22 protein-coding genes and 1 pseudogene are annotated in these 25,396 nt (G+C 50.4%); 17 read left to right on the top strand and 6 right to left on the bottom strand.

Going from position 1 to position 25,396, the window contains the following annotated elements; all coding sequences use genetic code 11:
* Nucleotides 1-140: 140 nt before the first annotated feature.
* From IPN95_08505 to IPN95_08530, 6 genes are all read right to left on the bottom strand, one after another.
* Nucleotides 141-1,298 (bottom strand): TolC family protein, encoded by a 1,158-nt coding sequence (locus tag IPN95_08505; GenBank protein ID MBK9449442.1) that lies wholly within the window; start codon nt 1,296-1,298, stop codon nt 141-143.
* 23 nt (nt 1,299-1,321) lie between these two features.
* A complete protein-coding gene (locus tag IPN95_08510; GenBank protein MBK9449443.1) occupies nt 1,322-4,411 on the bottom strand; it encodes an efflux RND transporter permease subunit in 3,090 nt (1,029 codons plus the stop codon).
* Between the two features lie 85 nt (nt 4,412-4,496).
* Entirely contained in the window at nt 4,497-4,871 is a 375-nt protein-coding gene (locus IPN95_08515; GenBank protein MBK9449444.1) for a carboxypeptidase regulatory-like domain-containing protein, read from the bottom strand.
* Nucleotides 4,872-4,909: 38 nt separating this feature from the next.
* The gene (locus tag IPN95_08520; GenBank protein MBK9449445.1) at nt 4,910-6,412 is read right to left on the bottom strand and encodes an efflux RND transporter periplasmic adaptor subunit; all 1,503 of its coding nucleotides are present in this window, start codon (nt 6,410-6,412) and stop codon (nt 4,910-4,912) included.
* 88 nt (nt 6,413-6,500) lie between these two features.
* A complete protein-coding gene (locus IPN95_08525; protein ID MBK9449446.1) occupies nt 6,501-7,028 on the bottom strand; it encodes a hypothetical protein in 528 nt (175 codons plus the stop codon).
* 366 nt (nt 7,029-7,394) lie between these two features.
* Nucleotides 7,395-11,024, bottom strand: coding sequence for a PKD domain-containing protein (locus IPN95_08530; GenBank protein ID MBK9449447.1), 3,630 nt, complete (start codon nt 11,022-11,024; stop codon nt 7,395-7,397).
* Between the two features lie 1,045 nt (nt 11,025-12,069).
* Here IPN95_08530 and IPN95_08535 point away from each other — a divergent pair.
* The 17 genes and pseudogenes from IPN95_08535 (at nt 12,070) to IPN95_08615 (ending at nt 25,177) form a co-directional block, all read left to right on the top strand.
* Nucleotides 12,070-13,665: a DUF3494 domain-containing protein gene (locus tag IPN95_08535; GenBank protein ID MBK9449448.1), complete on the top strand. Its 1,596-nt coding sequence runs from the start codon at nt 12,070-12,072 to the stop codon at nt 13,663-13,665.
* 338 nt (nt 13,666-14,003) lie between these two features.
* On the top strand, nt 14,004-15,200 hold the full coding sequence (locus IPN95_08540; GenBank protein MBK9449449.1) for a PAS domain S-box protein: 1,197 nt from the start codon (nt 14,004-14,006) through the stop codon (nt 15,198-15,200).
* 133 nt (nt 15,201-15,333) lie between these two features.
* Nucleotides 15,334-15,915 (top strand): helix-turn-helix transcriptional regulator, encoded by a 582-nt coding sequence (locus IPN95_08545; GenBank protein ID MBK9449450.1) that lies wholly within the window; start codon nt 15,334-15,336, stop codon nt 15,913-15,915.
* A gap of 3 nt (nt 15,916-15,918) precedes the next feature.
* Nucleotides 15,919-18,797: pseudogene (locus tag IPN95_08550) on the top strand (response regulator).
* Nucleotides 18,794-19,228 (top strand): response regulator, encoded by a 435-nt coding sequence (locus IPN95_08555; GenBank protein MBK9449451.1) that lies wholly within the window; start codon nt 18,794-18,796, stop codon nt 19,226-19,228. The pseudogene IPN95_08550 and the gene IPN95_08555 overlap by 4 nt, the downstream one beginning before the upstream one ends.
* A 124-nt stretch (nt 19,229-19,352) precedes the next feature.
* Complete coding sequence (locus IPN95_08560) at nt 19,353-19,601, top strand: hypothetical protein (protein ID MBK9449452.1); 249 nt, start codon at nt 19,353-19,355, stop codon at nt 19,599-19,601.
* Nucleotides 19,602-19,769: 168 nt separating this feature from the next.
* Entirely contained in the window at nt 19,770-19,958 is a 189-nt protein-coding gene (locus IPN95_08565) for a CsbD family protein (protein ID MBK9449453.1), read from the top strand.
* A gap of 163 nt (nt 19,959-20,121) precedes the next feature.
* Nucleotides 20,122-20,565, top strand: a complete 444-nt coding sequence (locus tag IPN95_08570) for a hypothetical protein (GenBank protein MBK9449454.1) — start codon at nt 20,122-20,124, stop codon at nt 20,563-20,565.
* Between the two features lie 49 nt (nt 20,566-20,614).
* Complete coding sequence (locus tag IPN95_08575; protein MBK9449455.1) at nt 20,615-21,013, top strand: hypothetical protein; 399 nt, start codon at nt 20,615-20,617, stop codon at nt 21,011-21,013.
* 191 nt (nt 21,014-21,204) lie between these two features.
* Complete coding sequence (locus IPN95_08580; GenBank protein MBK9449456.1) at nt 21,205-21,390, top strand: CsbD family protein; 186 nt, start codon at nt 21,205-21,207, stop codon at nt 21,388-21,390.
* Between the two features lie 96 nt (nt 21,391-21,486).
* Entirely contained in the window at nt 21,487-21,927 is a 441-nt protein-coding gene (locus IPN95_08585) for a peptidase M23 (protein ID MBK9449457.1), read from the top strand.
* A gap of 18 nt (nt 21,928-21,945) precedes the next feature.
* Nucleotides 21,946-22,164 (top strand): hypothetical protein, encoded by a 219-nt coding sequence (locus tag IPN95_08590; GenBank protein MBK9449458.1) that lies wholly within the window; start codon nt 21,946-21,948, stop codon nt 22,162-22,164.
* Between the two features lie 71 nt (nt 22,165-22,235).
* Nucleotides 22,236-23,045, top strand: coding sequence for a DUF4239 domain-containing protein (locus tag IPN95_08595; protein MBK9449459.1), 810 nt, complete (start codon nt 22,236-22,238; stop codon nt 23,043-23,045).
* Between the two features lie 41 nt (nt 23,046-23,086).
* Nucleotides 23,087-23,563: a hypothetical protein gene (locus IPN95_08600; GenBank protein MBK9449460.1), complete on the top strand. Its 477-nt coding sequence runs from the start codon at nt 23,087-23,089 to the stop codon at nt 23,561-23,563.
* Nucleotides 23,564-23,688: 125 nt separating this feature from the next.
* Complete coding sequence (locus tag IPN95_08605; protein MBK9449461.1) at nt 23,689-24,318, top strand: PorT family protein; 630 nt, start codon at nt 23,689-23,691, stop codon at nt 24,316-24,318.
* Between the two features lie 139 nt (nt 24,319-24,457).
* Entirely contained in the window at nt 24,458-25,012 is a 555-nt protein-coding gene (locus tag IPN95_08610) for a hypothetical protein (protein MBK9449462.1), read from the top strand.
* A 12-nt stretch (nt 25,013-25,024) separates the two neighbouring features.
* On the top strand, nt 25,025-25,177 hold the full coding sequence (locus IPN95_08615) for a lmo0937 family membrane protein (protein ID MBK9449463.1): 153 nt from the start codon (nt 25,025-25,027) through the stop codon (nt 25,175-25,177).
* Nucleotides 25,178-25,396 lie beyond the last annotated feature (219 nt).

Consider the following 25,396-nt stretch of genomic DNA (forward strand, 5'->3'; position numbering starts at 1 on the left):
AATACCAAGATCAAACTCCTGCAGCAGTTCCTCGCCCATCCAACCGCAAAGGGCCGCAAAGTCGTAGTTCATTTGACTTTGCGGCCCTTTGCTGCTCGACGTGCTTCCTCAAACGGAAACTGAAACTCAAAATCCCATCCTCACAAACGATGCTTCAGCAGGTCTGCCAACACGAGTTGGTATTCCCGTTCCATTGACAGCAGGGTGTTGTGGGCGTCGTAGTAATAGCTCAGCTCCATGAAATATTCGATGACGGAAATTTGGCCGAGGGCAAGGGCTTTGGTGAGCAGGGTCTCGCTGTTGAGGTCGGTCAGCAAGGCCCGATAGGTTTCCATTGCTGATTCGATGGATTTGAAACGTCCATACAACTCTTTGATTTCGAAGTAATGCGCGTTCAGATGGTCTTGCAACTCCAACCCGGCAACGGCAATTTCGACTTGACGGAGTTCGGTGGTATTGCGATGCTCCCAAAGCGGCACGGAAACTCCCGTGTGAACTCCATTGTAGGATTGCCCGAGGATTCCTTGGTAGTGATAACCCACCTCCAAGCGTGGCAGTTTCAATGCCTTGCTCACCTCCAATTCCTTCTGGGCGATGGTAACCTCCTGCGCCAAAAGATTGCGCATCGGGTCGGCGGATTCGATTTCCTTTTCAAGACTCTCGAACGAACCGATGTTGGTCGCAAGGGGATAGATGGAATCGGTGAATTCCAGTGCAGTTCCGCCGTTAAGTGCCACAAGTTGACTTTCGAGCACGCTGATCGCCAACCGGTTTTCCTGACTTTCTTGTTGGATGGCGACCCATTGCAGGCGTGCCTTGTTCAAATCAAGGACATTGCCGTCGCCTTTGTCCATTTTCCGTTGAAAGTCGTCCCGCAATTGTTCCGCACGGGCCAATCTGCGTGCCAATGCCGTCTGCAATTGCCGGTGGTACACCAAGTTGAGGCAAACCTTTTTGGTCTCCAAGAGCAAATCACGTCGGGCGGCCTGCACTTGCCATTGTGCTTGGCCGGTTTGGGCTTCGGACAATTGCTGTTTTTTGGCATAGGCAGTCGGGAAATCCAGGAGCTGCGTCACCGTCAAGTCTGTCTGATTTCCCGCCGTGGCGGGGCTGCCGATCATGTAATCAAAACCGACGACCGGATCGGTGGGGGACAGGCCCGTCTTGTAGCTCGCCTTTTGTGCCTCCCAGTACTGTGATTGTGCTTTGAAGGTCTTGTTGTTGGTGGCGACGGTCGAGAGCACGTTGTCCAAATTGGATTGCGCGTGCAAGCCGGTCTTGCCCAGGATCGTGGCCATTGCAAGAAGGATGAGGCAGTATTTCATTTGGATGCGGATTTTGCGTTGGACATATAATAAACCACGGGCACAATGAAGATATTGAGGAGGGTGGAGGTGAGGAGCCCGCCCAGAATGACCTTGGCCATTGGACTTTGAATCTCGTTGCCAGGAAGGTCGCCTGCGATGGCAAGCGGAATCAGCGCCAACCCGGCCGTGAGTGCCGTCATGAGAATCGGACTCAACCGGTCCTTCGAACCTTGAATGATGGTCTCATACAAGCCGAGACCCTCCGCACTGAGCGTTTTGTAATGCGAGACAAGCAGGATGCCGTTGCGCGTCGCCACGCCAAAAAGCGTGATGAACCCGATGATCGCGGGGATGCTCATGATGCCGGAAGTCAGGTAGATGCTGAATACCCCGCCGATCAGGGCGAGCGGCAGGTTGATCAAGATGATCGAAGCCGTTTTGACTTCCTTGAATTCCTGAAACAGCAGGAGGAAGATGATCAGCAACGACAGCAAGGAGGTGAAAAGCAAGGTCTTCGAGGCTTCCGCCTCCGCCTCGAATTGGCCTCCGTACTCAATATGGTACCCTTCGGGCAACGCAATCTTTTCATTGACGATCTTTTGAATCTCTTCCACCACGCTTTTTTGGTCCCGTCCAGCGACGTTGGCGGAGACAACCGTTTTGCGTTGAACTTTTTCACGGTTGATGGTATTCGGCCCCGTGGTGCTCACCACGTCTGCGACAGCATAAAGCGGTATCTTTTGACCATCGTGGGTATCGATCATCGCGTTGCGGATGTTTTCGATTTTGCCTTTGTTGGCGTCGTCAAATCGCAGCATCAAGTCAAAGGTTTTGTTGCCCTCATAAATTTCGGAGACCTTTTCCCCGGCAAAGGCGACATCCACAAATTCCTTGAATTGCCCGATGGTAATGCCATAATGATTGAGCAGTGCGCGCTTTGCCCTGATCTGAACCTGAGGAATTTCCACCTGCTGTTCGACGCTGAGGTCCACGAGCCCTTCGATACCTTGAATTTGGTCTTTGATCTCGTTGGATAGCGTAAACAGGCGGTTCAAATCCGTGCCGAAAATCTTCACCGCAATATTGGCGCGCGTTCCGGAGAGCATGTGGTCGATGCGGTGCCCGATGGGCTGCCCGATCGTAATGTTGGCGCCCGATACACCCGCAAGCTTTTCCCGTAGCTCCGTCATAAATTCCTCGCGGCTCCGGTCTGTCAATACGAAAGGCGCATCGATTTCCGCTGCATTCACCCCTTGCGCATGTTCGTCAAGTTCGGCCCGGCCGGTACGTCTTGTGGTGATCTTGATTTCCGGGATGGAGAGCAATGCCATTTCGACGCGTGTCCCGATTTTGTTGCTTTCTTCGAGGGAAATGCCCGGAAGGCTTACGGCACTGATCACGAGCGAACCTTCGTTAAATTCTGGCAAGAAGCTTCTGCCGAGTTGCGTCGCGAGTGCAAGCGCAACCGCGAGCAGCAAGGAAGAGGTTCCGATGACGGTCTTGCGGTAACGCATCACGAAGATGAGCAGCAAGGAATAGCCGCGTTGCAACCGCGCGACGAGCCAGGTTTCCTTGTGTTGGCGTTGCAGCATCTTTTCATTCGTGAGCAGGTAGCTTCCCAAAACGGGTGTCAGGGTGATCGATACAATCAGCGATGCAAACAGCGAGACAATGAAGGCGATCCCCAATGGCGCAAGCAACTTCCCTTCCATGCCGGACAGGAAAAAAAGCGGCACAAAGGCGACGATGATGATGAAGGTCGCATTGATGATGGAGGTCCGGATTTCGACGGAGGCATCAAAGATTACTTTGAGTTTGTCCCGCCGCTCCCCGACGGGTTTGAGGGCATCTTCCTTGAGCCTTCGAAATACGTTTTCGACATCGATGATCGCATCGTCGACCAAGGCCCCGATCGCAATGGCCATTCCGCCAAGGCTCATGGTATTGATCGTGAAGCCGAGCCACTTGAGGGTGAGAATGGCTACGATCAAGGAAATCGGAATGGCCAGCAATGAAATAAGTGTAGCCCGCCAATTCATCAGAAACAGCAGGAGGATGATGACCACAAAAATGCTGCCTTCCAACAGGGTTTTTTTGATGTTGCCGATGGAGGCGTTGATGAAGTCGGCTTGTCTGAAAATTTTGGTGTTAATCTCGACGTCTTTGGGCAAGGTCGCTTGCAATTCGGTGATGGCGTCGTCGATTGTGGCGGTGAGGGCGAGTGTATTGGTAGCGGGCTGCTTCATTACGGTCAAAATGACGGCAGGCTTTCCTTTGAGGGAGCCGTCCCCGATTTTGGGGGATGCGCCAATTTTGACCTCGGCCACATCCTCGATTCTGACCGGTTTCCCGTCGACCATCTTGACAAAGGCACTCCCGATTTCGTTGACTTCGCTCGTCCTGCCGATTCCCTTGACGATGTATTCATTGGAATATTCATTCATGAATCCGCCGGAGGAGTTGCCATTGGCTTCCGTGCTTGCTTTGAGCAGTTCGGTAAGGGATACGCCAAAGGAATTCATTTTTTGGGGTGAGGCGAGGATCTGATATTGTTTGTAATCGCCGCCGATGACAATGACTTGGGAGACGCCGCCGGTGGCAAGCAACCGCGGGCGCAAGGTCCAATCGGCGATGGTACGCAAATCCATTTGGGAGGTGCTGTCGGCGGTCAGGCCGATGAGCATGATCTCCCCCATGATTGAGGACTGCGGCCCCATGGTCGGCGTGCCCACGCCCGCAGGCAGTTTTTCGGCGACTGCGCTGATCTTTTCGTTGACAATTTGCCGTGCCTTGAAGATGTCGGTGTTCCATTCAAATTCGATCCAAACGATGGAAATGCCCGCCGAGGACGAGGAGCGCACCCTGCGCACATTGGTTGCCCCGTTCACAGACGTTTCAATCGGGAAGGTCACGAGCTTTTCCACCTCTTCCGGTGCCATCCCATGCGCCTCGGTAAGCACGACGACGGTCGGCGCTGTGAGGTCTGGAAAGACATCCACCTCCATCCGGGATGCCACAAATGTTCCGAATATCAGCAGCAGCACGGAGGCGACCACGAGCAGCAATCGGTTGTGCAGCGAAAAATTGATGATCTTGTTGAGCATGACGTTAATTCAAGGGTTACACGACAGTGACATACCGCAATGCTGCTTTCCCGGTTTTGCCAGGCCAATGCGGGGCGGATTGCTTTTATTCGACCACCGGTAAGGTCACTTCCAAGGTGGCGTTTTTCTTCAAGTTGACTGGAATTCCGCCAAAAACGGCTTGAGAAATGGCGCTGTCATAGCCTACCCCATATAGGTAATAGTCACCCGCTACCAATTCTTCAAATTCAAAATGGCCATCTCCTGCACTTGCGATGGTGCTGGCATCATAAACATCGGTGCTAGCTCCGGGGAACTCTTTGGCCCCGTATTTCAGATAAACGGTGGCATTGGGGATGTTCACCGCATGATGCATCACATGCCCTGAAAGGGTAGCATTACCGCCAATTCCTTCCTTTTTGCAGGAGCCCAGGAATACGATCAGGAAAATCAACGAAAGAAGTTTTACTGCGTTTTTCATATACTTTTTGGATCAATCGTGAATCAAAATGGGAAGAATCAATGCTCGTGGCCATGCGCGGGCAAGGTTCCCGAGGCTTGCGACAACTTGATCTGATAGGCACCTTGGGTCACGACGCGTTCGCCCTCGCTGATGCCGCCAAGCACCTGAACCTGAATTCCGTCATTGGCGCCCAGCTTCACCTCACGTTTTTGAAAGCTCTCCCCTTCGGTTTGGACATAGACAAAGAAGGCTCCTTGTTCCTCGACCAAAGCCGAAACCGGAATCACCAACGCGTCAGGAATCGGATCGGATTTGAGAAATACTTCGACCACCGAACCCGGAATGATGTTGCCGGTATTGTCGATTTCAAAGGAAATCGGTACAAACGGCGCATTGGCAGTTGTGCTTTTGCCATACGAAACCAATTGCGCATGCAGGCTGTCGGTGCTGATGGCATTTCCTTCCGTCGCTTTGATGTTGGCAGATCGGATCGAATTGAGCAGGTGGAAATATTTCTGGGAAAGGTTGGCTTGCAAGATCAGCTTCTTGTTTTTGGAAATCGTTGCCAAGGCGGTGCCAGGCTCTACCCGCTGTCCTTCGGTAACAAGTATGTTCTTGACAAAGCCTCCCATCTGCGTCGTGATCGTTTGCCCGGATCCGGAATAATTCTTTCCAAGGGTATTGAAGGCGATCAGGGCGAGGTCGTATTTGAGCTTCGTGTCTTGGAACTCCTTCTGGGAAATGAGTTTGTCCTGCACCAAGTCTGTAGCCCTGTCCAAATCGACCTTGGCCTTGTCCAGATTGGTTTTGGCCTCCCGGTGGCTCGCATCGAGGTTGCCAACAGCAAGATCGCCGCCCGAGATCGTGAAAAGCGCTGCGCCCGCCGCGACTTCGGATCCAATGATGGCGTTGGCACCGAGGAAATGGACGATACCTCCTGCCTTCGCGGTAACGAGGGATTCGTCGCCGGGTGCTGAGAGAATTTGGCCGCTGGTCTTGATCACATTGGTAAAGGGCTGCCTTTTGACCGGTTCGTTGGCAAACTCAACCTTCCAAGCCTGTTCCTTGAGGTAGCTGATGTCGCCGCCGCCGCCGCCCGCTTCCGAAGCCTGAACGGCAAGCGCCGCCTTTTCGTCGGGATAGACCGTGACGCTGTCGATCGTGATCTTGTCGGTGAATTCCTTGGTTTGAATGTCAAAGACGAGACTGCCTACCCCGGCGATTTCCGGTTTCAAGGCAAGTCTGAAAATCCCTGGATTGGAAGGTTCGGTGGCCTTTACTCTGGATGTTTTTCCGCTCACAGTCAGCGAAAGCGAAATCGTACCCTCGGTAAAGGCGGTAAACAAGGGCCCCAGCTTCGTAAAGTGGGCTGCAAATTTGCTTTCCATTCCCACCACAAGCGGCTTGAATTCGACAAACAGCTCCGTCTTGTCTGTATAAAGCGTGTAGGCCAATGCTTCCAAGCCTTGCTCCTCCTCCGCGTGGGAATGACCATGTTCTGTATTGCAACCGAACAAGAGTGCCGCGATCATTGCCAAAGGCAATAGAATTTTTTTCATCGTATTGAAGTTTGAAATTGAACAAACGGGCATTGTCTGTCACATCACAGCGATGCAACAGTTACCCATTTTCCGAATTGGAAATTGGTCAAACCATCAAATACGGTGGGGCACGCAATCCTGAACACAGCGCATGCGGGGAAAGGTAGGTTTTCGGTTCGGAAGGAGGCTTGTCGTATGCGAAAACTAAACTACTGTCCGAAGTTTGAAGGCTTGGAGCCAAACAGCATACATCCAGCGTCGGCAATGGATCGCGATCGGCATTGTCACCACTGGTGATATAAACTTGGGATTCATGGACGTTGTGAGCGAAATCATGATGGGATTGTTCAGGAAAGTCCGTCTGGGATTCGCCCTGATGATCAGCATGCTGATTCGAATCTTCCTGTTGACCCGCATGATAATGGTCGTGGTGGTGATCCCCGTGTTCATCATGTTCCTGCAGGGCAATCGCCAGTTGCGCGTCATGATGGTAATGCGGCACAAGGTTGTGTCCTAGCATCACCATATAGGCGAGCAGCAGAAAAAACAACGATGTGTATCTCTTGAGCATGATCGATTGCGAAGTTAGCGATTTACTTGAGAATTGGCACACGTAATTCCAGAATCTTTTCATCAACCAATCAAATGGCCGGAATTCTTACAACGAGCAATTGACTTGAATCGGAAGGATGGTGTTGGACGGAAGGCTTCCGACTTACCCGCATGGCCCCCCGGTTCCAACCGCCAAGAACGCCAAGCGCCGCAAGGTCTGGTTTCTTTTGACTTTGCGGATCTTTTACGTGCGAGCTGTTTCCGTCTTCCCCGTTTTATTTCCCTCTTGTCAATGCCTAAAAAACATTGACCGTATTGTCTCCATTCGATCTTCGTGACTTCTCGCTTCCCGTTCCGTTGTTGGGGCTCAAAATTTTGAGCCCCAACAACGGAACGGGACAACCCCAAAATCACAATTCCCCTGAGAAGCGATCGCAGCCCAAGACCCTCACCGAATGACCAGCTTTTTCACAACCACCCCCTCGGCATCTGCGATCTTGACAAAATAGACGCCGGTGGCGGCAGGATCGAGGGAAATGTCGAGCCGCAATTTGCCCACGTCCAGGGTGGGGCTCCAAAACGCGAGGATTTGGTCATGCACATTTGTGATTTCCACGGATGCTTGCCAGCCCGAAAGGCCGCTTGCTTCCAGGTGGAAATCGCCATGGTTGGGATTCGGGAAGAGCGCAATATGCCGATCAAGCATCGCCGACCAACCGACCACGACGATGCTCTGTGCGATGGTGTCGCTGCCACAAGAATTGGCGACGATCAACTGCACGACGTAGTTGCCGGAGGCCGCATACGTATGGGTTGGGTTTTGCAGGTTGCTCGTGTTCCCATCCCCAAAATCCCATGCCCAAGTCGTGGGCGTACCCGTGGAAACATCGGTAAAGGTATAATCCAGGCCGTTGCCGGGGTTTTGCACAAAGTTGAAGTTCGCGATCGCGGTTGGCAAGGTGGCGACGGTAATCGTTGTGCTGCCATTGCAACCGTTGCCACTCGTGACCGTGACCATATACGCGCCTGCCATCGCCGCAGCGACGTTGCCCAAGATGGGATTTTGCAGTGTCGAACTGAAGCCATTCGGCCCGGTCCAGGCGTAGGTATTGCCGCCATTCGCCATGAGAAAAAGGGTGTCGCCCTCGCATACGGGCGTATTGCTGCTCGCGGCGGCGCTCGGCGATGGCATCAATGTGAGCGTGACCGGCGTGCGTGCGGTGCTGATGCAGCCGGCACTCGTGACCCAGGCTTCGGCATAATAGGTGGCGGTGGCGCCGCTCGTCGGCCGGAAATTGTTTCCCCTGATGCCTGACACCGTGCCACTCGCAACCGCGCCGCCGGTGGGCGCTGTAAACCAATAGATCATTTGCCCCACAGGCGGAGCGTTTACGGCAAGGATGGGGATGGGTGTTCCCGCGCAATAGCTCGCATTGACCGGTGCCGAAGGTGTGGCGGGCGTGGCCAAGAAAGCCACCGTGACGGAGCTTGTCGCGGTGCATCCGTTGACACTGGTCACCGTGACGGCATAATTGCCGGCTTGGGTCGGTGCAAAGTTGGAGATCGATGGAAATTGAATGTTGGAAGTGAAGCCCGCCGGCCCCGACCAACTGTAGGCAATGTTGGGGGTCGCAGCCAAGGTGAGCGTGCCCCCTTGGCAGACGGGACTGTTGGAGGAGGCCACCACCGTGGGGCTCGTAAGCTGGGTCAGGGTGACGGGAAGGCGCGTACCCGTGGAACAGGGTAAGCTTGTCCTGTTGGTTTCTGCATAATAGGTAAATGTAGCAGGGTTGCTGGGCAGGAAGGAATTGCCACGCGTGCCCAGGACGGTGCCGGTGGCGATGCTGCCGCCGACAGCGGCTGTGTACCAGAGGATGGTGTCACCCACCGCAGGAATGGCCACAGATATCGGCGGGATGGGCGTGCCAGCGCAATGACTGGCATGGACAGCGCCTGTAGCCGGGGCCGGTGGCGTGCACGCGCCTTGCGTGATTTTGGCGAGGAATGCATCGTATGTGCCTCCCCCGAAGACCGTTTGATGCGGGCCCGTCATCCCTCCAACGATGGTTGTATTGCCGAGGATGAAGATGGAATAGTTGTTGATCGCATGCAACCCGTAAATGTAGGTATTGTAGGGAAACCCCAAATAGGTTCCCCAAATCCTGTTTCCTGCGGGATCAAATTTGACGATGTAGGAATCCCTATAATTCGTGAGGACATTTTGATAGCCGCCCGAGGCAATGAATCTGGTAGATTGGGTGAAGCCTCCCAAATAGACATTGGAAGCGGCATCGGTGCAGACGGCGGTACCATAATCCCGCATCGTATCACCGTAATAGGTGCCCCACAATCTGATCCCCGCCGAATTGAACTTCACCAAAATGGCATCCCATCGTCCGCCGATTTGATTTTGATGGCCTCCGAATGCAATATTCGTGGGGCTTCTGGTTTGGCCTGCCAGATAGACATTGGCATTTTGGTCCAGGGCGAGATCGGGGTAGTCTTCAAGGGAGGTGTCGCCATAATATGTGGACCATAGCAAAGCGCCCAAGTCATTGAATTTTGCTACGAAGAGATCCGTATTGCCGCCATAGACGGTTTGGTGGCCACCGGTCGCAATACCACTCGCACTTTCGGTGAAGCCAGCAGCGTAAATATTTCCGGCAGCATCGGATTCTAGCCTTGTGATACCATCATATTGCGACCCGCCAAAATAAGTGCCCCAGATTCGTACACCTGCAGCATTGAATTTGACGAGGTAGGCATCGGTTCCTCCCGCCAATGTGTTTTGATAGCCCCCAGCGGCGATCCCGCTCGTGCTGTTGCCGCCGCCGGAAAGATACACGTTGCCAAGGGCATCCGTTGCAACCTCTTGACCGCCATCCAGATCCGTTCCGCCATAATAAGTACCCCAGACCCTTATCCCAGCTGCATTGAATTTGACCAAGTAGGCGTCATGGTTGCCAGCCATCGTATTTTGATGCCCCCCCGATGCAATGCCAAATGAGCTGCCTGAGATGCCGGAGAGATATACATTGCCGAGCAGGTCGGTGGCCACGCCACTGCCGCTTTCGAAATCAAACCCACCATAATAGGTTGCCCAGATTCGGTTTCCATTCGTGTCAAATTTTGCAACAAAGCCGTCCCAATATCCTCCCATGGTGTTTTGATGTCCTCCCATGGAAATGCCGTTGGTACTCGACGTCATACCAGCAAGGTAGAGGACGGAATTGCCAAATGAAGTGATCCGATAACCATTTTCCTCGGCTGCGCCGCCATAGTACGACGCCCAAGCCAGTGCGGGATCGATCACCAGCGTCTGCATGCTGTCGTAGGGCCCAAGCTCAAAGGTCAGCTCCCCGTCCAAGAGCTTGAATTGCGTGCCCACGGGTGCGCCATCCGCTGAGAACGAAACAGGTGCGTCCTCCGTGATTTCACCCATCGGCGTAGCCAACTTGAGCTTGCCATCCTCCAGGAGCGTGCTGGCTGTTGCACCTTTGTATTGCATTCGAATGCGATGGGGATCAGCCCCGGGATGTACGATGAAGTCGTATTTCAAGCCGCCTTCATGGCTGTAAATCACCCAGTCGATGCCGGGATAAACATCCATCAGCGTGATTTTACTGTAGGCCTGCACCTCCAAAATTCCATCTGGCGCATCGGGGGTATTGTAGTAGTTTTCATAATAGCCCGTGGCAGTCCCTCGCATGATTTGCGGCGTTGCATTGCTCCCGACCAGATCAAGATCCAGGCGGTAGGTCTCCTTGAGCGTCGGCTCGGGCTTCTCAAAATCCTTCAAGACCGCAGGGCGCCCCGGGTCCATCGCGGGTGCAGCCTCCTGCTTTTCAAACTGAAAGGAAATACCTGTAGGACGCACCGCGACTTTCATGCCGCCATTTTGCCCCAAAAAGAGCACGTCCGGCCGCGGGTTGCCCTCCAAATCGGTCACTTGCCCCTTGTTTTCCATCAGGCGCATCGTCGGGGAGGACATCTGCGGATTGATTCCCGCTGCGGGGGATTCGTTGCCAGCGCGCTGAATGGCAAAATCAAGCAAAGGAGCATCAGGGATTTGAGCCAAGGCCGCGATTTCAGCCGCGTGAAAGCAAAGCCAGAGGCATTCATTGCCCAAGAGAAAACCCTGCCAAGGGTAGAAAAATCATTGTGTTGTTTCATGTCTAGTAAATTGAATGGTTCCAATTTAGTAAATAAAATGCGTATCGGGAACTTTACCAGCAGCTTGGAAAAACCATTTGTCATTTCGACCGAAGTGGTCGAGGCAGCGAAGCGACGCGACCACGCAGCGGAGAAATCTAGCGCCTCTTGTAGCACCTCCTGTCTAACCATAAGACGGTTAGGTAGCACATTTCAGCGGTACTTCATCACCAATCCGGTCATGCGGAGGTGTATCGTGAGGCGCCAGATTTGCTCATCAGCGCCTTTCTTTCAAAGGAATTCACGGGTGCTTCGCAATTCTCCGCTTCGTCTTTGGATATTTGCTGCGGCTCCTTCGGAGCCTTGCAAATACCCAAAGACTCCGGTCGAAATGACAAACGACTTGGCTTAGTGGCAATCTTCCAGATAAGTATATTTTACATTATTGTGCTTATCAGGAACTTTACCAGTGAATTTTTTAAGTAAAATCAAGGGGTCACCTATATAAGCTGTTCGAGGTACCAACCCCGAAGGGGTTGATCTGTGGATAGCCCACAGTGAAACTGGGGGTAGCGAGCATCCCCCAAAGTTTCAATCCGCCGCGGCGGAGTTGACAATTAAGGAGGATCGCCAACCCCGGACTTCATCCGGGGCTATCCACAGGTCAAGCCCTTCGGGCTTGGAAGGTAGAATCCTGCCCCATTCTGGTTTTACTGGTCAAGTTCCCGATAGGCATTTACATTATTGTAGTAGCCCAATCCCCCTGATTCAGCGGTCGTTTTGTGGCTGCACGTCGATCCCCCAATCAAGCATTTATGTAACAATCCCCCCCGCTGCGTGTAACGCGCTATCGCGATGCATGCCCCAACTTTGCAGTGGGAGAGTGGCTCTATTGGGCTGCTTATGTTTTTGACCCCTTCGGGTCCATCTGAATATAAATGAAAATGATTATGAAATTTGTACAAAAGATAATGGCAGCGCCTTTTTTGCTGATGCCAATGCTTGCGCTTGCACAGGCCCCAACCTTGGGTTCGGCGGCTGACTTTGCGCTTTTTTCTACCGCAGGTGCGGTGACCAACTCCGGCATCTCACAGGTGACGGGCAATGTTGGCAGCAACAACGGCTCGAGTACGGGCTTTGGCAATGTCAACGGCGGCATGCATGACATGGATGGGGTTTCGGCGCTGTGTGCTGCGGACGTGCTCATCGCTTACAATCAACTGAACGGAACCATCCCCACAGGCAATCTTGCGCCATTGTTGGGCAACGGTGTCACCTTGACAGCCGGGGTTTATGCCGTCTCAGGTGCAGCGACTTTGGGAGGAACATTAACTTTGGATGGACTGAACAATCCGAATGCGGTTTTCATCTTTCAAATTCAAGGTTCGTTGTCTGCCGGTGCAGGCACACGTGTGATGCTGACCAATGGGGCATTGGCTTGCAATGTTTTCTGGAAAGTCGAAGGTTTGGTCAGTGTCGCCTCCGGATCGGTGATGCGTGGCACGATCATCGCCAACAATGCCGCGATCGAATTGAACACCGGCGACACCTTGGAAGGTCGCGCACTCTCTACTGCAGGGGCGGTGACCATTGACGGCGCCTTGGTTTATACGCCGATTGGTTGCGGTAGCCCCGTGCTGAACGGCCCGACGGCGCCTACCTTGGGTACCGTCGAATGTTATGCCATTTTCTCGGGTGACGGCAGTGTCACGAATTCGGGAATCACGACCGTGTTGGGCGATGTCGGTTGCAATACCGGACCGACGACAGGTTTTGACAGCCTGCTTGTGAATGGCACAATCCATCCGCTACCTGACGGATCCACAGCCGCTTGCGCTGCCGATTTGTTGCTGATGTACCAACAAATGAACCTGATGGCCACCGACATCGAATTGCTCTATCCGATTCAGTTTGGCCGCAATTTGGTCTTGACGCCGCATGCTTACCTGTTGGATGCTGCGACGACCTTGACCGACAGCGTCTATTTGAATGCGCTGGGCAATCCCAATGCAGTGTTTGTGATGAAGATCAACGGTGCGTTTACCGCAGCTGCCAATTCGAAGGTGCTGCTGATCAACGGTGCGGATGCCAAAAATGTCTATTGGTTGGTCGAAGGCGCAGCCGACATCAACAACTATTCCATCTTCAACGGCACGATTCTCTGCAACAATGGCGCTTTGGGTGCCTTTAATACAGGTGTAGTGATCAACGGCCGCGTGCTCACGACAGCCGGCGCCTTGACGACGACTGCAATTGACGCCAATCCGGTGATCACACCTGGAAATTGCGGTCCGGTCGGGATCCCTGCGGATGCGATGCATGCAGATGACGAAGTGTTGGTCTATCCCAATCCATTCGTCGTAGGCCAAAGCCTGATGGTCGAGCAGCTTGCGCAAAGGCAAACCTCCATCAGGATGTACAATGCCATGGGGGCCGAAGTGCTGAATCAGACATTGACACAAGGAACGCAGTCCATTGCCACGCAAAACCTCGCGGCGGGAATCTACTTCTACAAGGTTTTGGAAAATGATCGCCTGCTGCAATCAGGAAAGCTGATCGCGCGATAGGTTTTTCAGGCCTGCCTAACGATGTCCGGTAACCTTGACGGGTTGTCGGACATTGTTGGGTTGGTTGGCTTGGCCCCAGTAAAGGAGAAGGAAACGGGAAATTTCGGGAACCCCAGAACCACAAATTGTATCGGCATCGCATGGCCCTCCCGTCCGAAGTCATTGATTTTCACTGCAAATCCTCTCATTTGGCCAATGGAGGGCATTCGCTAGGATACCACGCTTGAATAGTCGACCTTTAGAAGAAATCGTGATTTTTCGCGGATCCTGGAGCAGTTGGCAATCTCTTCGGACGTTGGATTTGATGGTATAGTTTAATCGAAGGAGAATTGAAATTTATGAGTAATGAGCAGGATCCATCTAAAATTCTCAGAAGGCGATACATCCCGACTGCCGAATTTTACAGCCAAATTATCGACAGCCTTCAGGACTATTCGATCTTCACGCTGGATTTGGATTATACGATCAACAGTTGGAGCAGCGGCTCGGTGAAAATCTTTGGCTACGAAACCGATGAGGTGATCGGCTTGCCATTTAATTTGATCTTCACCGAGGAAGACATTCAAAGCGGGATTCCTCAGGGCGAAATAGAGACAGCCTTGCGCGACGGTCGTGCGACCGACAACCGATGGCACATCGCCAAGGACCGCAGCCTGTTTTATGCTTACGGGTTGGTATTTCCACTGACGGGAATCGATGGTGAGCTGTTGGGCTACGTCAAAATTTTGCGGGACTTGACGGATCGTAAAATGTCTGAGGATGCGATCAAAAAGTATGTCAAGGAACTGGAGGACCTCAATACGCACAAGGAGAGCGTGTTGGCCATTCTTTCCCACGATTTGCGTTCGCCACTCTCTGCCATCATCGGCACGGCAAAGTATCTGAAGGACAACTTTGAAAAGATGGATCCGGAGGTCGTCAAAGAGATGCTGGAGCTACTGTACAAGTCTTCGGTAGACGAATTGGACATGCTGGATTATTTGGTCGAATGGGCGCGGATCAAATATGCGACCGATACGTTTTCGCCCACCAAGATCAAACTGACGAGTTATATCAACCGCGTATTTGAGACGCTCAACGAGTCAGCAGCCATCAATGCCGTCAATCTTCACCAAGAAGTGGAGGAAAATGTTTCTGTTTTTGCAGACGGGAAAATGTTGATTTCGATCATCCAAAACATTGTTTCCAATGCCATCAAGCATACAAAACAAGGTGGATCGATCACTGTGTCGGCCTTGGAAAAAGACGGACGGATCATTGTAAGGATCAAAGACACGGGCATAGGAATGTCCAGTGAAATCCAGAAAAAGCTGTTTAGCCCGCAGATTAAGTCCCTTTCGGCAGCAAGAAAGGAAAACAAAGGCGCAGGCATCGGATTGTTGTTGGTAAAAGGCTTTCTGGAAAAAAACGGGGGCGAAATCTGGGTGGAAAGCATCGAAGGAGAGGGGTCTTCCTTCTACTTTACGTTACCCATCGACAAGCCGGAGTTTAAAATTGAAAGTGTAGAGGATATTGCATTTGATGAAAACGCTTGAGGCATGCCTCATTGCGATCTGTGAATAATGCAACAATCTGCTTTTGGAGTATAAGCCCTCCACCATGGAATGGGCATAGATTTGAAATGAGGGGAACTAAAATTATCGCCGATTGAAATTATACATCAAATACATGGTGAGCAACCGCTGCAAAATGGCGGTGAAGGAAGAGTTGAAGAAGCTGGGCCTGCACTTTGTGTTGGTCGAGCTGGGCGAAGTGGATACCATGGAAGAGCTCACAAAAGAGCAACGCGATCAACTCAATGAAGGATTGCGTAGCTCCGGCTTGGAATTGATGGACAACAAACGGGCGGTGCTCATCGAACGCATCAACAATGTCATCACAGAGATGATCCACCATTCGGAGGAAATGCCCAAGGTCAATTATTCCGATTTCATTGCTGAAAAGCTCGGTTACGATTATACCTACCTCAGCAATACCTTCTCCGAAGTCAAAGGCATCACCATTCAACAATTCATCATCCTGCACAAAATTGAGCGCGTCAAGGAATTGTTGCTGTATGAAGAACTGAACCTCACCGAAATTTCCTATAAAATGCACTACAGCAGCGTAGCGCACCTTTCCAATCAATTCAAAAAGGTCACAGGACTTACGCCGTCGGCTTTTAAGCAACTTAAAGAGCACCGCCGCAGTCCGATTGAGGATGTAGGGAAAACCCTTCCCGCAATGAATTCAAACACAGAAAATGAGTAAATGATGGAAAGGGAAGGTGCAAAAGCGGCAAAATATATCAGTGGCCTCCTCGAAGCGAGCTTGGATCCGTTGGTGATCATCAGCGCGCTCGGAAAGATTACGCAGGTCAACGAAGCCTCTGTCAAAGTGACTGGCGTACCCCGGGAAAAATTGATTGGAACGGACTTTTCCAATTATTTTACCGAACCGGAAAAGGCCGAAGCAGGCTATCAAAAGGTTTTTCTTGAAGGGTTTGTGGCTGATTTTCCGCTGACCATCAAGCACCTGGATGGGAGACTTACGCACGTCATGTACAACGCCTCCGTGTACAAAGATGCGGAAGGTGGCGTATTGGGTGTGTTTGCAGCAGCACGTGAATTCAATGAGCAAAATTGGGCCATTGACCTACGCGCAGCCAATACCGAGCTCGCCTTCCAAAACGACGAAAAGGAAAAGCGTGCCGCCGAGCTGAGCATCGCCAACACGGAACTCGCCTTCCAAAACGACGAAAAGGAAAAACGCGCCGCCGAGCTGAGCATCGCCAACACGGAACTCGCCTTCCAAAACGACGAAAAGGAAAAACGCGCCGCCGAGCTGAGCATCGCCAACACGGAACTCGCCTTCCAAAACGACGAAAAGGAAAAACGTGCCGCCGAGCTGAGCATCGCCAACACGGAACTCGCCTTCCAAAACGACGAAAAGGAAAAGCGCGCCGCCGCGCCGCCGAGCTCGTCATTGCCAATGAAGAATTGGCTTTTCAGAATCAAGTCAAGGAAAATCGCGCTGCAGAATTGGTCATCGCCAATATGGAACTCGCCTTCCAAAACGACGAAAAAGAAAAGCGCGCCGTTGAGCTTTCCCTGGCCAACGAAGAAATTGCGGTACAAAACTTGGAACGCGAGAAACGCGTTGCGGAGTTAAGCATTGCAAATTATTCGAGAAGTTTGATCGAGGCGATTTTGGATCCCTTGTTTACGATCAGTCCGGCGGGAAAAATCACGGATGTCAACAAGGCCTCCGTTGACTTTACCGGTGTGCAACGCGAGTTGTTGATTGGAAGCGACTTTTTTGACTATTTCACGGATGCCGCGCAGGCGCGCCAAGCGTATGCGCAAGTATTTTCCGAAGGTTTTGTGGTTGATTTTCCGCTGACCATCAAAGATCACCGCTTCACCGATGTATTGTTTAACGGATCCATTTACAGGGACGAATCGGGAAGGGTAGTGGGCGCGGTCGTCGTCGGACGCGATATTACGGATCAGAAGAAGATTGGAACCGAATTGCTCGAGGCAAAGGTCGTCGCCGAAATGGCGGCGATGATTGCCGAAGAGGCGCAAGGAGAGGCCGAAACTGCGACCATCAAGGCCAATGACGCAGTGAAGGCAAAGCAGCAGTTTCTTTCCAACATGAGCCACGAGATCCGCACACCGATGAATGCGATTATCGGGTTTACAAAAGTGGTATTGAAAACCGATTTGTCCTTGAGACAGAGAGAATATTTGAATGCCATCAAACTCAGCGGCGATGCCCTCATTGTGCTCATCAATGATATTTTGGACCTCGCCAAGGTCGATGCGGGCAAAATGACCTTTGAAAAAACACCATTTAGGCTGGCGGCATCCATTTCGGCGATGTTGCACCTGTTTGAAACCAAAATCCATGAGAAGAATTTAGACCTTGAATTGGACTACGACGTCAGTATTCCCGAGGTATTGGAAGGTGATCCCGTGCGTTTGCATCAGATTATACTCAATCTTGTGAGCAACGCCGTCAAGTTTACCAATGAAGGCAAAATCAAGGTTTCGGTACGTTTGGTCGATGCCGACGACACCATGGTCAAAATATCTTTTGCAATCTCCGATACGGGTATTGGGATTTCAGAAGATAAAATTGAAAGTATTTTCGAGAATTTTCAGCAGGCTACAAGTAGCACCTCGCGCTTGTATGGCGGCACGGGCCTTGGACTCGCGATTGTCAAGCAATTGGTGGAACAACAAGGCGGAACCATTGCCGTCACAAGTCAGGCAGGTGTTGGCGCATCCTTTGTATTTGAACTTTACTTCGCAAAAACGGCGCTCATTGCTGATGTATTGGAGGAAGTGACGGAGGTGAATGCGGAATACCGAAACATCAAGGTCTTGGTGGTCGAAGACATTCCACTCAATCAGCTCCTGATGAAAACCTTGCTGGATGACTTTGGCTTTGAACGCGAGATTGCGGGGAACGGAAGAATTGCCATTGAAAAATTGCAGGCACAGTCCTTTGATATTGTGTTGATGGACCTGCAAATGCCGGAAATGAATGGTTTCGAAGCGACCGAATACATTCGTAAGACGATGAATAGCAAGATTCCGATCATTGCCTTGACGGCGGATGTCACTACTGTCGATGTCGCCAAATGCAGAGCCGTCGGCATGAATGATTATATTGCAAAACCCGTGGATGAGCGTTTGTTGTACAGCAAAATTGTTGGGCTCGTGCGCAAACCCAAAATTCAAGTGAAGGCGCAAGTCGATACCGTTGAAGGTGAGGAAAGGCTTGTGAAATGCATCGACATGGCCTACCTGAATCGCCGGACAAAGTCGAATCCGGACTTGATGATGGAAATGATCACGCTTTACCTTCAGCAAACCCCGCCTTTGATTTCAGCCATGAAACAAAGTATGCAATCCAAAGATTGGGAAACCTTACATTCTGCCGTGCACAAAATGATCCCTTCGTTTTCCATCATGGGAATCGATGCCGTCTTTGAAGTCATGGCTAAAAAAGTACAGGAATTCGCCAAGGCACAAGAAGAAGTTGATGTGATGCAGGAATTGGTTTTGAAGTTGGAAAGCGTTTGTTTGCAAGCATGTGAGGAGCTGGAAGAGGAGTACAAGAAGTTAAGGAGCAGTAATTTATGAAAGTGGAAGATAAAATAAAACTATTTTTGGTCGATGACGACGCCTTGTTTTTGAAGTCGTTGGAGATCGAGTTTTTAAATCACGCGGATTTTGAAATTGAAACCTTTGCGACGGGTGAATTGTGTATTGCCAAGCTCTCCAACAATCCGGATGTGATCATTTTGGATTATCAGCTTGACGGCTTGGACAAAACTGCAATGAATGGGATCGAAGCCCTGGACAAAATCAAAGCATTCAATCCGGATATTCCAGTCGTGATGCTCTCTTCGCAAGACAAAATCGAAGTTGCGGTCAATTGCATGCACCACAGGGCATTTGACTATGTCGTCAAAAGTGAGACCGCATTCATGCGTCTGCAAAAAATCATCACGACGATTTTCACCTACAAAAAAATGGAGAAGGCGCTGAAGTGGTACATGGACCGCATGTAATTCTGCACCTGTGATACTTGCAATTTCAATGCTTGAAACTGCAATGGTGCAAGGTAAATCCGGGGTTAAGTTTGTGTTGTTGTGAAAATTCATTCACGGCAAATCCCAAAAACGGAAATTTACCATGAGTACTCCAGAAAAGAAATTGCCATTGACTGCCGAGCAAATTGCCGCCAATGACCACGCTGCCCAACTTCAAGCGGCAGCCGACAAGCGTCACCAAGAAAGTGAAAAACGCAAGGAATTGGCCGCAAATGAAAAGGCCGAAACCGCAAGGGAACATGCTGAAGACGAAGCTGCCCAGGCCCACAAACATTCCATCATTGCGCCTACTTACCCCAAAGGCGATCACACTGAGCATCCTGCAAACTAAGTCACCCACTGATACTGAGGCGCACTTTCATTCAAAAATGGGAGTGCGCTTTTGATTTCCGGGAACTGCGATTCATGCAACTTTAATTGCGGTACGTGTAAGACCTTGGGCAAGCAATCTAGCGACCTTTACCATGTGAAAATGATTTCACACTTAAGACCTGGGAATATGAAAAACGTAACTGAAATGAAGGGCGATTGGAACGAACTGAAAGGTCGCCTAAAGCAGAAATTTGCCATCCTTACCGATGATGATGTACTGCTCCAGGAAGGCAAACAAGACGAACTTTATGGCCGCCTCCAAAACAAACTTGGAAAGACAAAAGCAGAGATTCATCAATTGATCGAGTCGCTTTAAAGAGATCAATCACCGCAGGAAAAGGTCAGGTTCAACACTAGCAGTCACCAAGCTTGCCCACCCAGTTCTCTATTGAATCGGGTTCTGAGCGGATCGTCAATTGGCAGTCGATCGAGAGCCTGACCTTGGAATGCAAATCGGAAATAATTCAATATAAAATCAAATGAAAAGAAGACTTTTTACAATCGCAATGTTCAGCCTGGTGTTGGGTGGTATTTTGACCAGCTGCAACAGCCCTCAAGAAAAGGCCACCGATGCCAGGGAAGATTTTGTGCAAGCACAAGCCAACCTCGAGCAACACAAGGCCGATTCGATGCATGAAGTGGATTGGCAAGCCTTTAAGACGGCTTCCATCAACCGCATTGCCGCCAACAAGGTAGAAATTACCGCATTGAGGGATAAAAAGGCCGCAAAAGGCAATATCATGGATCCGGTCTATGCCCAACAGATTGTCGATTTGGAGCACAAGAATACCGCGATGCAAAACCGCATCGACGACTACGAAAAATACAATAGCAGTTGGGAAGAGTTCAAGCGTGACTTTACCCGCGAAATGGATGAACTCGGCGAGTCTTTGAAAGGCGTCGGGTCAGACAATTCCAAATAAGGAAAGCGCATTCCCAAATTTAATTTACTCTGAAATTTATCAATTCATTATGAAAACAAGTACTTATCTTTTGATGTTTGTGATGCTGCTGAGCGTCGGTGCGATGTCAAGCTGTAAAAAAAGCGGCTGTGTCAATGTCAATGCCTGCAACTACGATCCTGATGCCAAAAAAGATGACGGTACCTGCATCGACAAAGGTCAGGTCACGTTTTGGACCAATTCCAATGGTTCCAATTACGACATTGATGTCACGATCAACGCTGCACAAAGCTCAACCACGGTTGAGTTGGTAGATGCCCCGATTTGTGATGCTTCAGGCTGTGCGACTTTTTCGCTGTGCCCAGGCTCACATAGCTATACTGCACGCGAAGCTTCCCCAGGTACCGGTACTTGGACTGGAAACGTGGTGTCAGTCGAATCAGGCTGCACCGTCATCCTGCTCGAATAATCGTTCGCGATTCCCCGAGAACTACAATTGCCCTTGCCTTTTTGGCAGGGGCTTTTGTATGATGGGGAATTTTGATTGGGACCTCAATCCGTGAATTTTGCAACACTCATTCGGCATAATGTAATGCCCTCCCTGCCATTCTTTTTCACCTTTGTGACGTGCCAATCATGGCGCAATTAAACGACAAGATTATGAATACGACAACGATGAAGGGCGATTGGTCCGAGCTGAAAGGCAAACTCAAGCAGAAGTTTGCAATCCTGACCGATGACGATGTATTGCTGCAGGAAGGCAAAGAAGACGAGCTGTATGGCCGCCTTCAGCAGAAGCTTGGCAAGACCAAGGAAGAACTGCATACCCTCATTTCTGAATTGTAAATCGTAGCTCACCCGCTATTGGATGCCCTGCCAAGATTAGTCCATGTAAAAGTGGTTTAGTCGGGCAAGGCGTTTCAATGCACAATCGTTTCTAAAATGAAAAAGCACCTTCTCAAATCGATGTTAGTTCTTGCCCTCTTTGGTTTTGCTTTGCAAAGCTGTGACACTCCCGCCCAAAAGGTGGAGAATGCCGAAGAAGACGTCATCCGCGCCAACGAAAACCTCGACAAAGCCAATGCAGCTTACCGCTTGGAAATGATCGAATACCGCGCCAAAAATGCAGAGCGTATTGCGGCCAACAAAAAAAGCATGGCCGAATTCCAGGAGCGCATCGCTGCCGATAAATCCGAAGCCAAGGCTGATTACCTCGCCAAAATCGAAGCCCTTGATCGCAAAAACAGCGACATGGAAAAGAAAATGGATGACTTTAAAACCGATAGCGAATCGGAATGGGGAGATTTCAAACGCGAATTCTCCAGGGATATGGATGTATTAAGGGACTCGTTGGAGAGCCTGTTTGGTAAGGATGCAAGATAACTTCAAATCAAAATGGGAATGAGAAAGACAATCGCAATCGCCATGATCGTCGTTGGCGGCGCTATGATGGCTTACACGGGATTTACCTTTGTCACACGCGAAAAGGTCGTGGACGTTGGCCCGGTACAAATTACCAAAGACAAGAATCACCTCGTGATTTGGTCGCCAATTTTGGGTGGGGTGATCCTTTTCGCTGGGCTCATTGTGCTCTTTGCGGAAAAGAAGGGTAAAGCCTGATCTGCCTCCTACAATAATTATTGCATTTTCATTCACCTGAGCGTAGTCAATATATGGCGATTACTTATTACATGTTGCAAATTTCCCCGGTGCTGTTTTTCCTGCTGATCGTAGGTGGATGTGCCTTGGTGGCTGGATTGGGAACCCTTTTGTTCCGGAAGCTTGTGAAGATCAAGGTGCAACGTTCGCACAATGAGGTGACAGGCTTTTTGTTTCTTGCAATTGCGAGTTTTTATGCATTGTTGTTGAGCTTCATTGTATTGGTTGTTTGGGAGCAGCTCAATGAGACCATTGGTATTGTGAGCAAGGAAGGCAGTACTGCCATGACCTTGTACCGCGATATCAAATACTATCCCGATACCGTGCGGAGCAAGCCGCTTAAAACCGCCTATTTGAATTTTGTTTTTGACGTTGTCGATGACGAATTTCCAGAGATGGCACGTATGGAGCGTGCACGTGGGACCTCCGAAAGTTTCGATTTGGTCTTCGTGCGCATGGCGCAGTTGGATCCCAAAACCCCCATGGAAAGCATGCTCGTCGCCGAAATGATGACACAGTTGAATACTCTCGCTGCTGACCGTGGACAAAGGATGACGACCATGGACGTCGAAATCAGACCTCCTTTATGGATGCCGATCATCTTGGGGGCTTTGATTACTTTGCTCTGTGCAATGTACCTTGATATCGAGCGCCTCCGAATGCACTTTATTTTGACGGCGTTGCTGGGCGCTTTTATCGGAATGTTCCTTTTTGTGATCGTTGTTTTGGATCATCCTTACTCGGGTGTGTTTGGGTTGAAGCCCGACAGTTACATGCAGATCTTTACCAGTGAAAAGTGGTCCAAAGAACTGCACGACAGGACAACCATCCAACTCAAATAGTCACAAGATTGAAATTCAAATTAAGAATGGGAATGATAAAAATGAAAAATTATAGCAGATATTTTTTGCTGGTATTCGGTTTGTTTGCGACGCTTGTTGCTTGCGAATCCAATGAAAATAAGGCAGAAGAAGCGTTTGAGCAAGTCCGGGACAGCATGACGGCAAAAGGAGACAGCACTGCCTACGCTGATTCCAATGTCGAATTGCCCAAACAGAAGGCAAAACCAGCGATCACGCATGTCGTTTTGTCGGAGGAAGCCCGATTTGCAAAGGAAACAGAAGCAACGATCAATTCGAATGAAGTTTTGATCAAGGAATTGAAAGGAACCCCGGACAACGCCAAATTGCTCAAAAAGATCTCTCAGGTGGAAAAGGACAATGCGGCATTGCGCCTTGAAATGGCAGCCTATCTGGCGGAAGTAAAATTGCGCTGGGAGACCCACAAGGCCACGACGCTGGAGGAGCTTTCAAAAATTGAAGCCGAATTGAAGACCTTGAAAGAAGGCCTTTCGAAGTAATTGCCACAGGGTTTCCACCAATCTGTAAGTCTTGCAATTCTTTGCATTGTCTTTGTAACACTTCCCGATGCCGCAGATCCGAGCTTTGTATTGTGATAAATGATTCACAAAGAAAATTGAAGAATATGAAAAAGTACTTAATCATCACGGCATTGTTTTTGTCAATTGGCGTTACGCTCAAAGCACAAGACGATCCACGTGAGAAGTTTTCTGCTGGTGTCAAAGCTGGTCTCAACATTGCCAATGTTTGGGACTCAGAAGGTCAAGACTTTGATGCTGACCCAAAAGCAGGCTTTGCCGGCGGTGTGTTTGGGTCTATCCCGATTGGGAAAGTCTTAGGTTTCCAGCCCGAAGTTTTGCTTTCGCAAAAAGGCTTTCGCGCCTCAGGCACTTTGTTGGGCACTGATTATTCCTTTGCCCGCACGAGCACCTACATTGACGTGCCTTTGCAAATTCAGATCAAGCCTGCTCAATTCCTCACCATTGTTGCTGGACCTCAATATTCTTTTTTGATGCATCAGAAGAACGTTTTTACCGTGGGTCAGAGTAATGTCGTGCAAGAATTTGACAATGAAAACGATCAGATCCGCAAGAACATCTTTGGTGCAGTTGGTGGCCTGGATGTGAATATTTCCCACGTCGTCATCTCTGGAAGAATGGGATTCGATTTGCTGAACAACAACGGCGATGGCACGTCGACCACCCCAAGATACAAGAATCGGTGGATCCAATTGACCGCCGGTGTCAAGATTTAATACCGAAAGGCGAAGCCATGGCTTGCATCAACCTACACTTAGAACCCGCAACTCGGCAGCAGAACCCACCCGCTTAGGCGGGTGGGTAGCTCCAACGGAGTAGGCCCATTTATTCATTAAGATTTCAACCCTTCAACGTATGAAAATATTTCTCTACACGATCTTGTTTGTCCTTCTGTTCTCCTGTGGGAACGTGTCTGCACAAACAACAGCCCCATCCTCCGAGTCTTTTGGGAACACCCTGAATTTGGGTGTGGGGATTGGCTATTATGGTTACGTCGGCCGTGCTATGCCTGCCTTGTCTGCAAATTACGAGTTCAATGTTGCGCGTAATTTCACATTGGCTCCGTTTGTGACCTTTATCACCTATCGTAATTACAGGCGCTGGGACGGGTACAATTATGCCTATCGCCAATCCGTCGTTCCGATGGGCCTCAAGGGCACATATTATTTTGACAGATTGCTCCATGCTGGCTCACGCTGGGACTTTTATCTGGCTGGTTCCCTTGGATTTGCCCTACGCACGACCCGCTGGGAAACAGGCTATTACGGTGATCCGGTGGTCGAGCGTGGCACAAGCGGCCTCTACCTCGATGGACACATTGGAGCTGAATACCATGCAAGCCAAAATCTCGGACTTTTCCTCGATCTCTCCACTGGCATTTCGCTTTTTGGACTTGCCATTCACCTTTAATTCAAGAAGACTATGAATAATTTGCTCTACATCATCGCTGTAATCTTAGTGATTGCCTGGGCCGTTGGCTACATCGGATTCGGAACCTCCAACCTCATCCACATCCTATTGGTCATTGCCATCATCTCCGTCCTCTTTCAAGTAATTTCTGGCCGCAGGAATTGATCCAAGGCACCTGAAACGAATATTTGGTCAAAAATTCTGCTATGATTTTGCCAAGAATGCACAAAACTGGTTTACCCCGGTTTTGTGTTTTTCGTTTTTCACCGTTCACTTCTCTGATCGTATCGCCTTTTGCGCAGTAAGCCGATTTGAAAATTGGACTTTGACGCCTTATCTTGGCATGGTCCTCCCACAAGGCGTCTGTTTTCAGTGTTTTTAAGG

It is taken from the genome of Bacteroidota bacterium (genome assembly GCA_016718825.1).
Classification (GTDB): Bacteria; Bacteroidota; Bacteroidia; order J057; family JADKCL01; genus JADKCL01.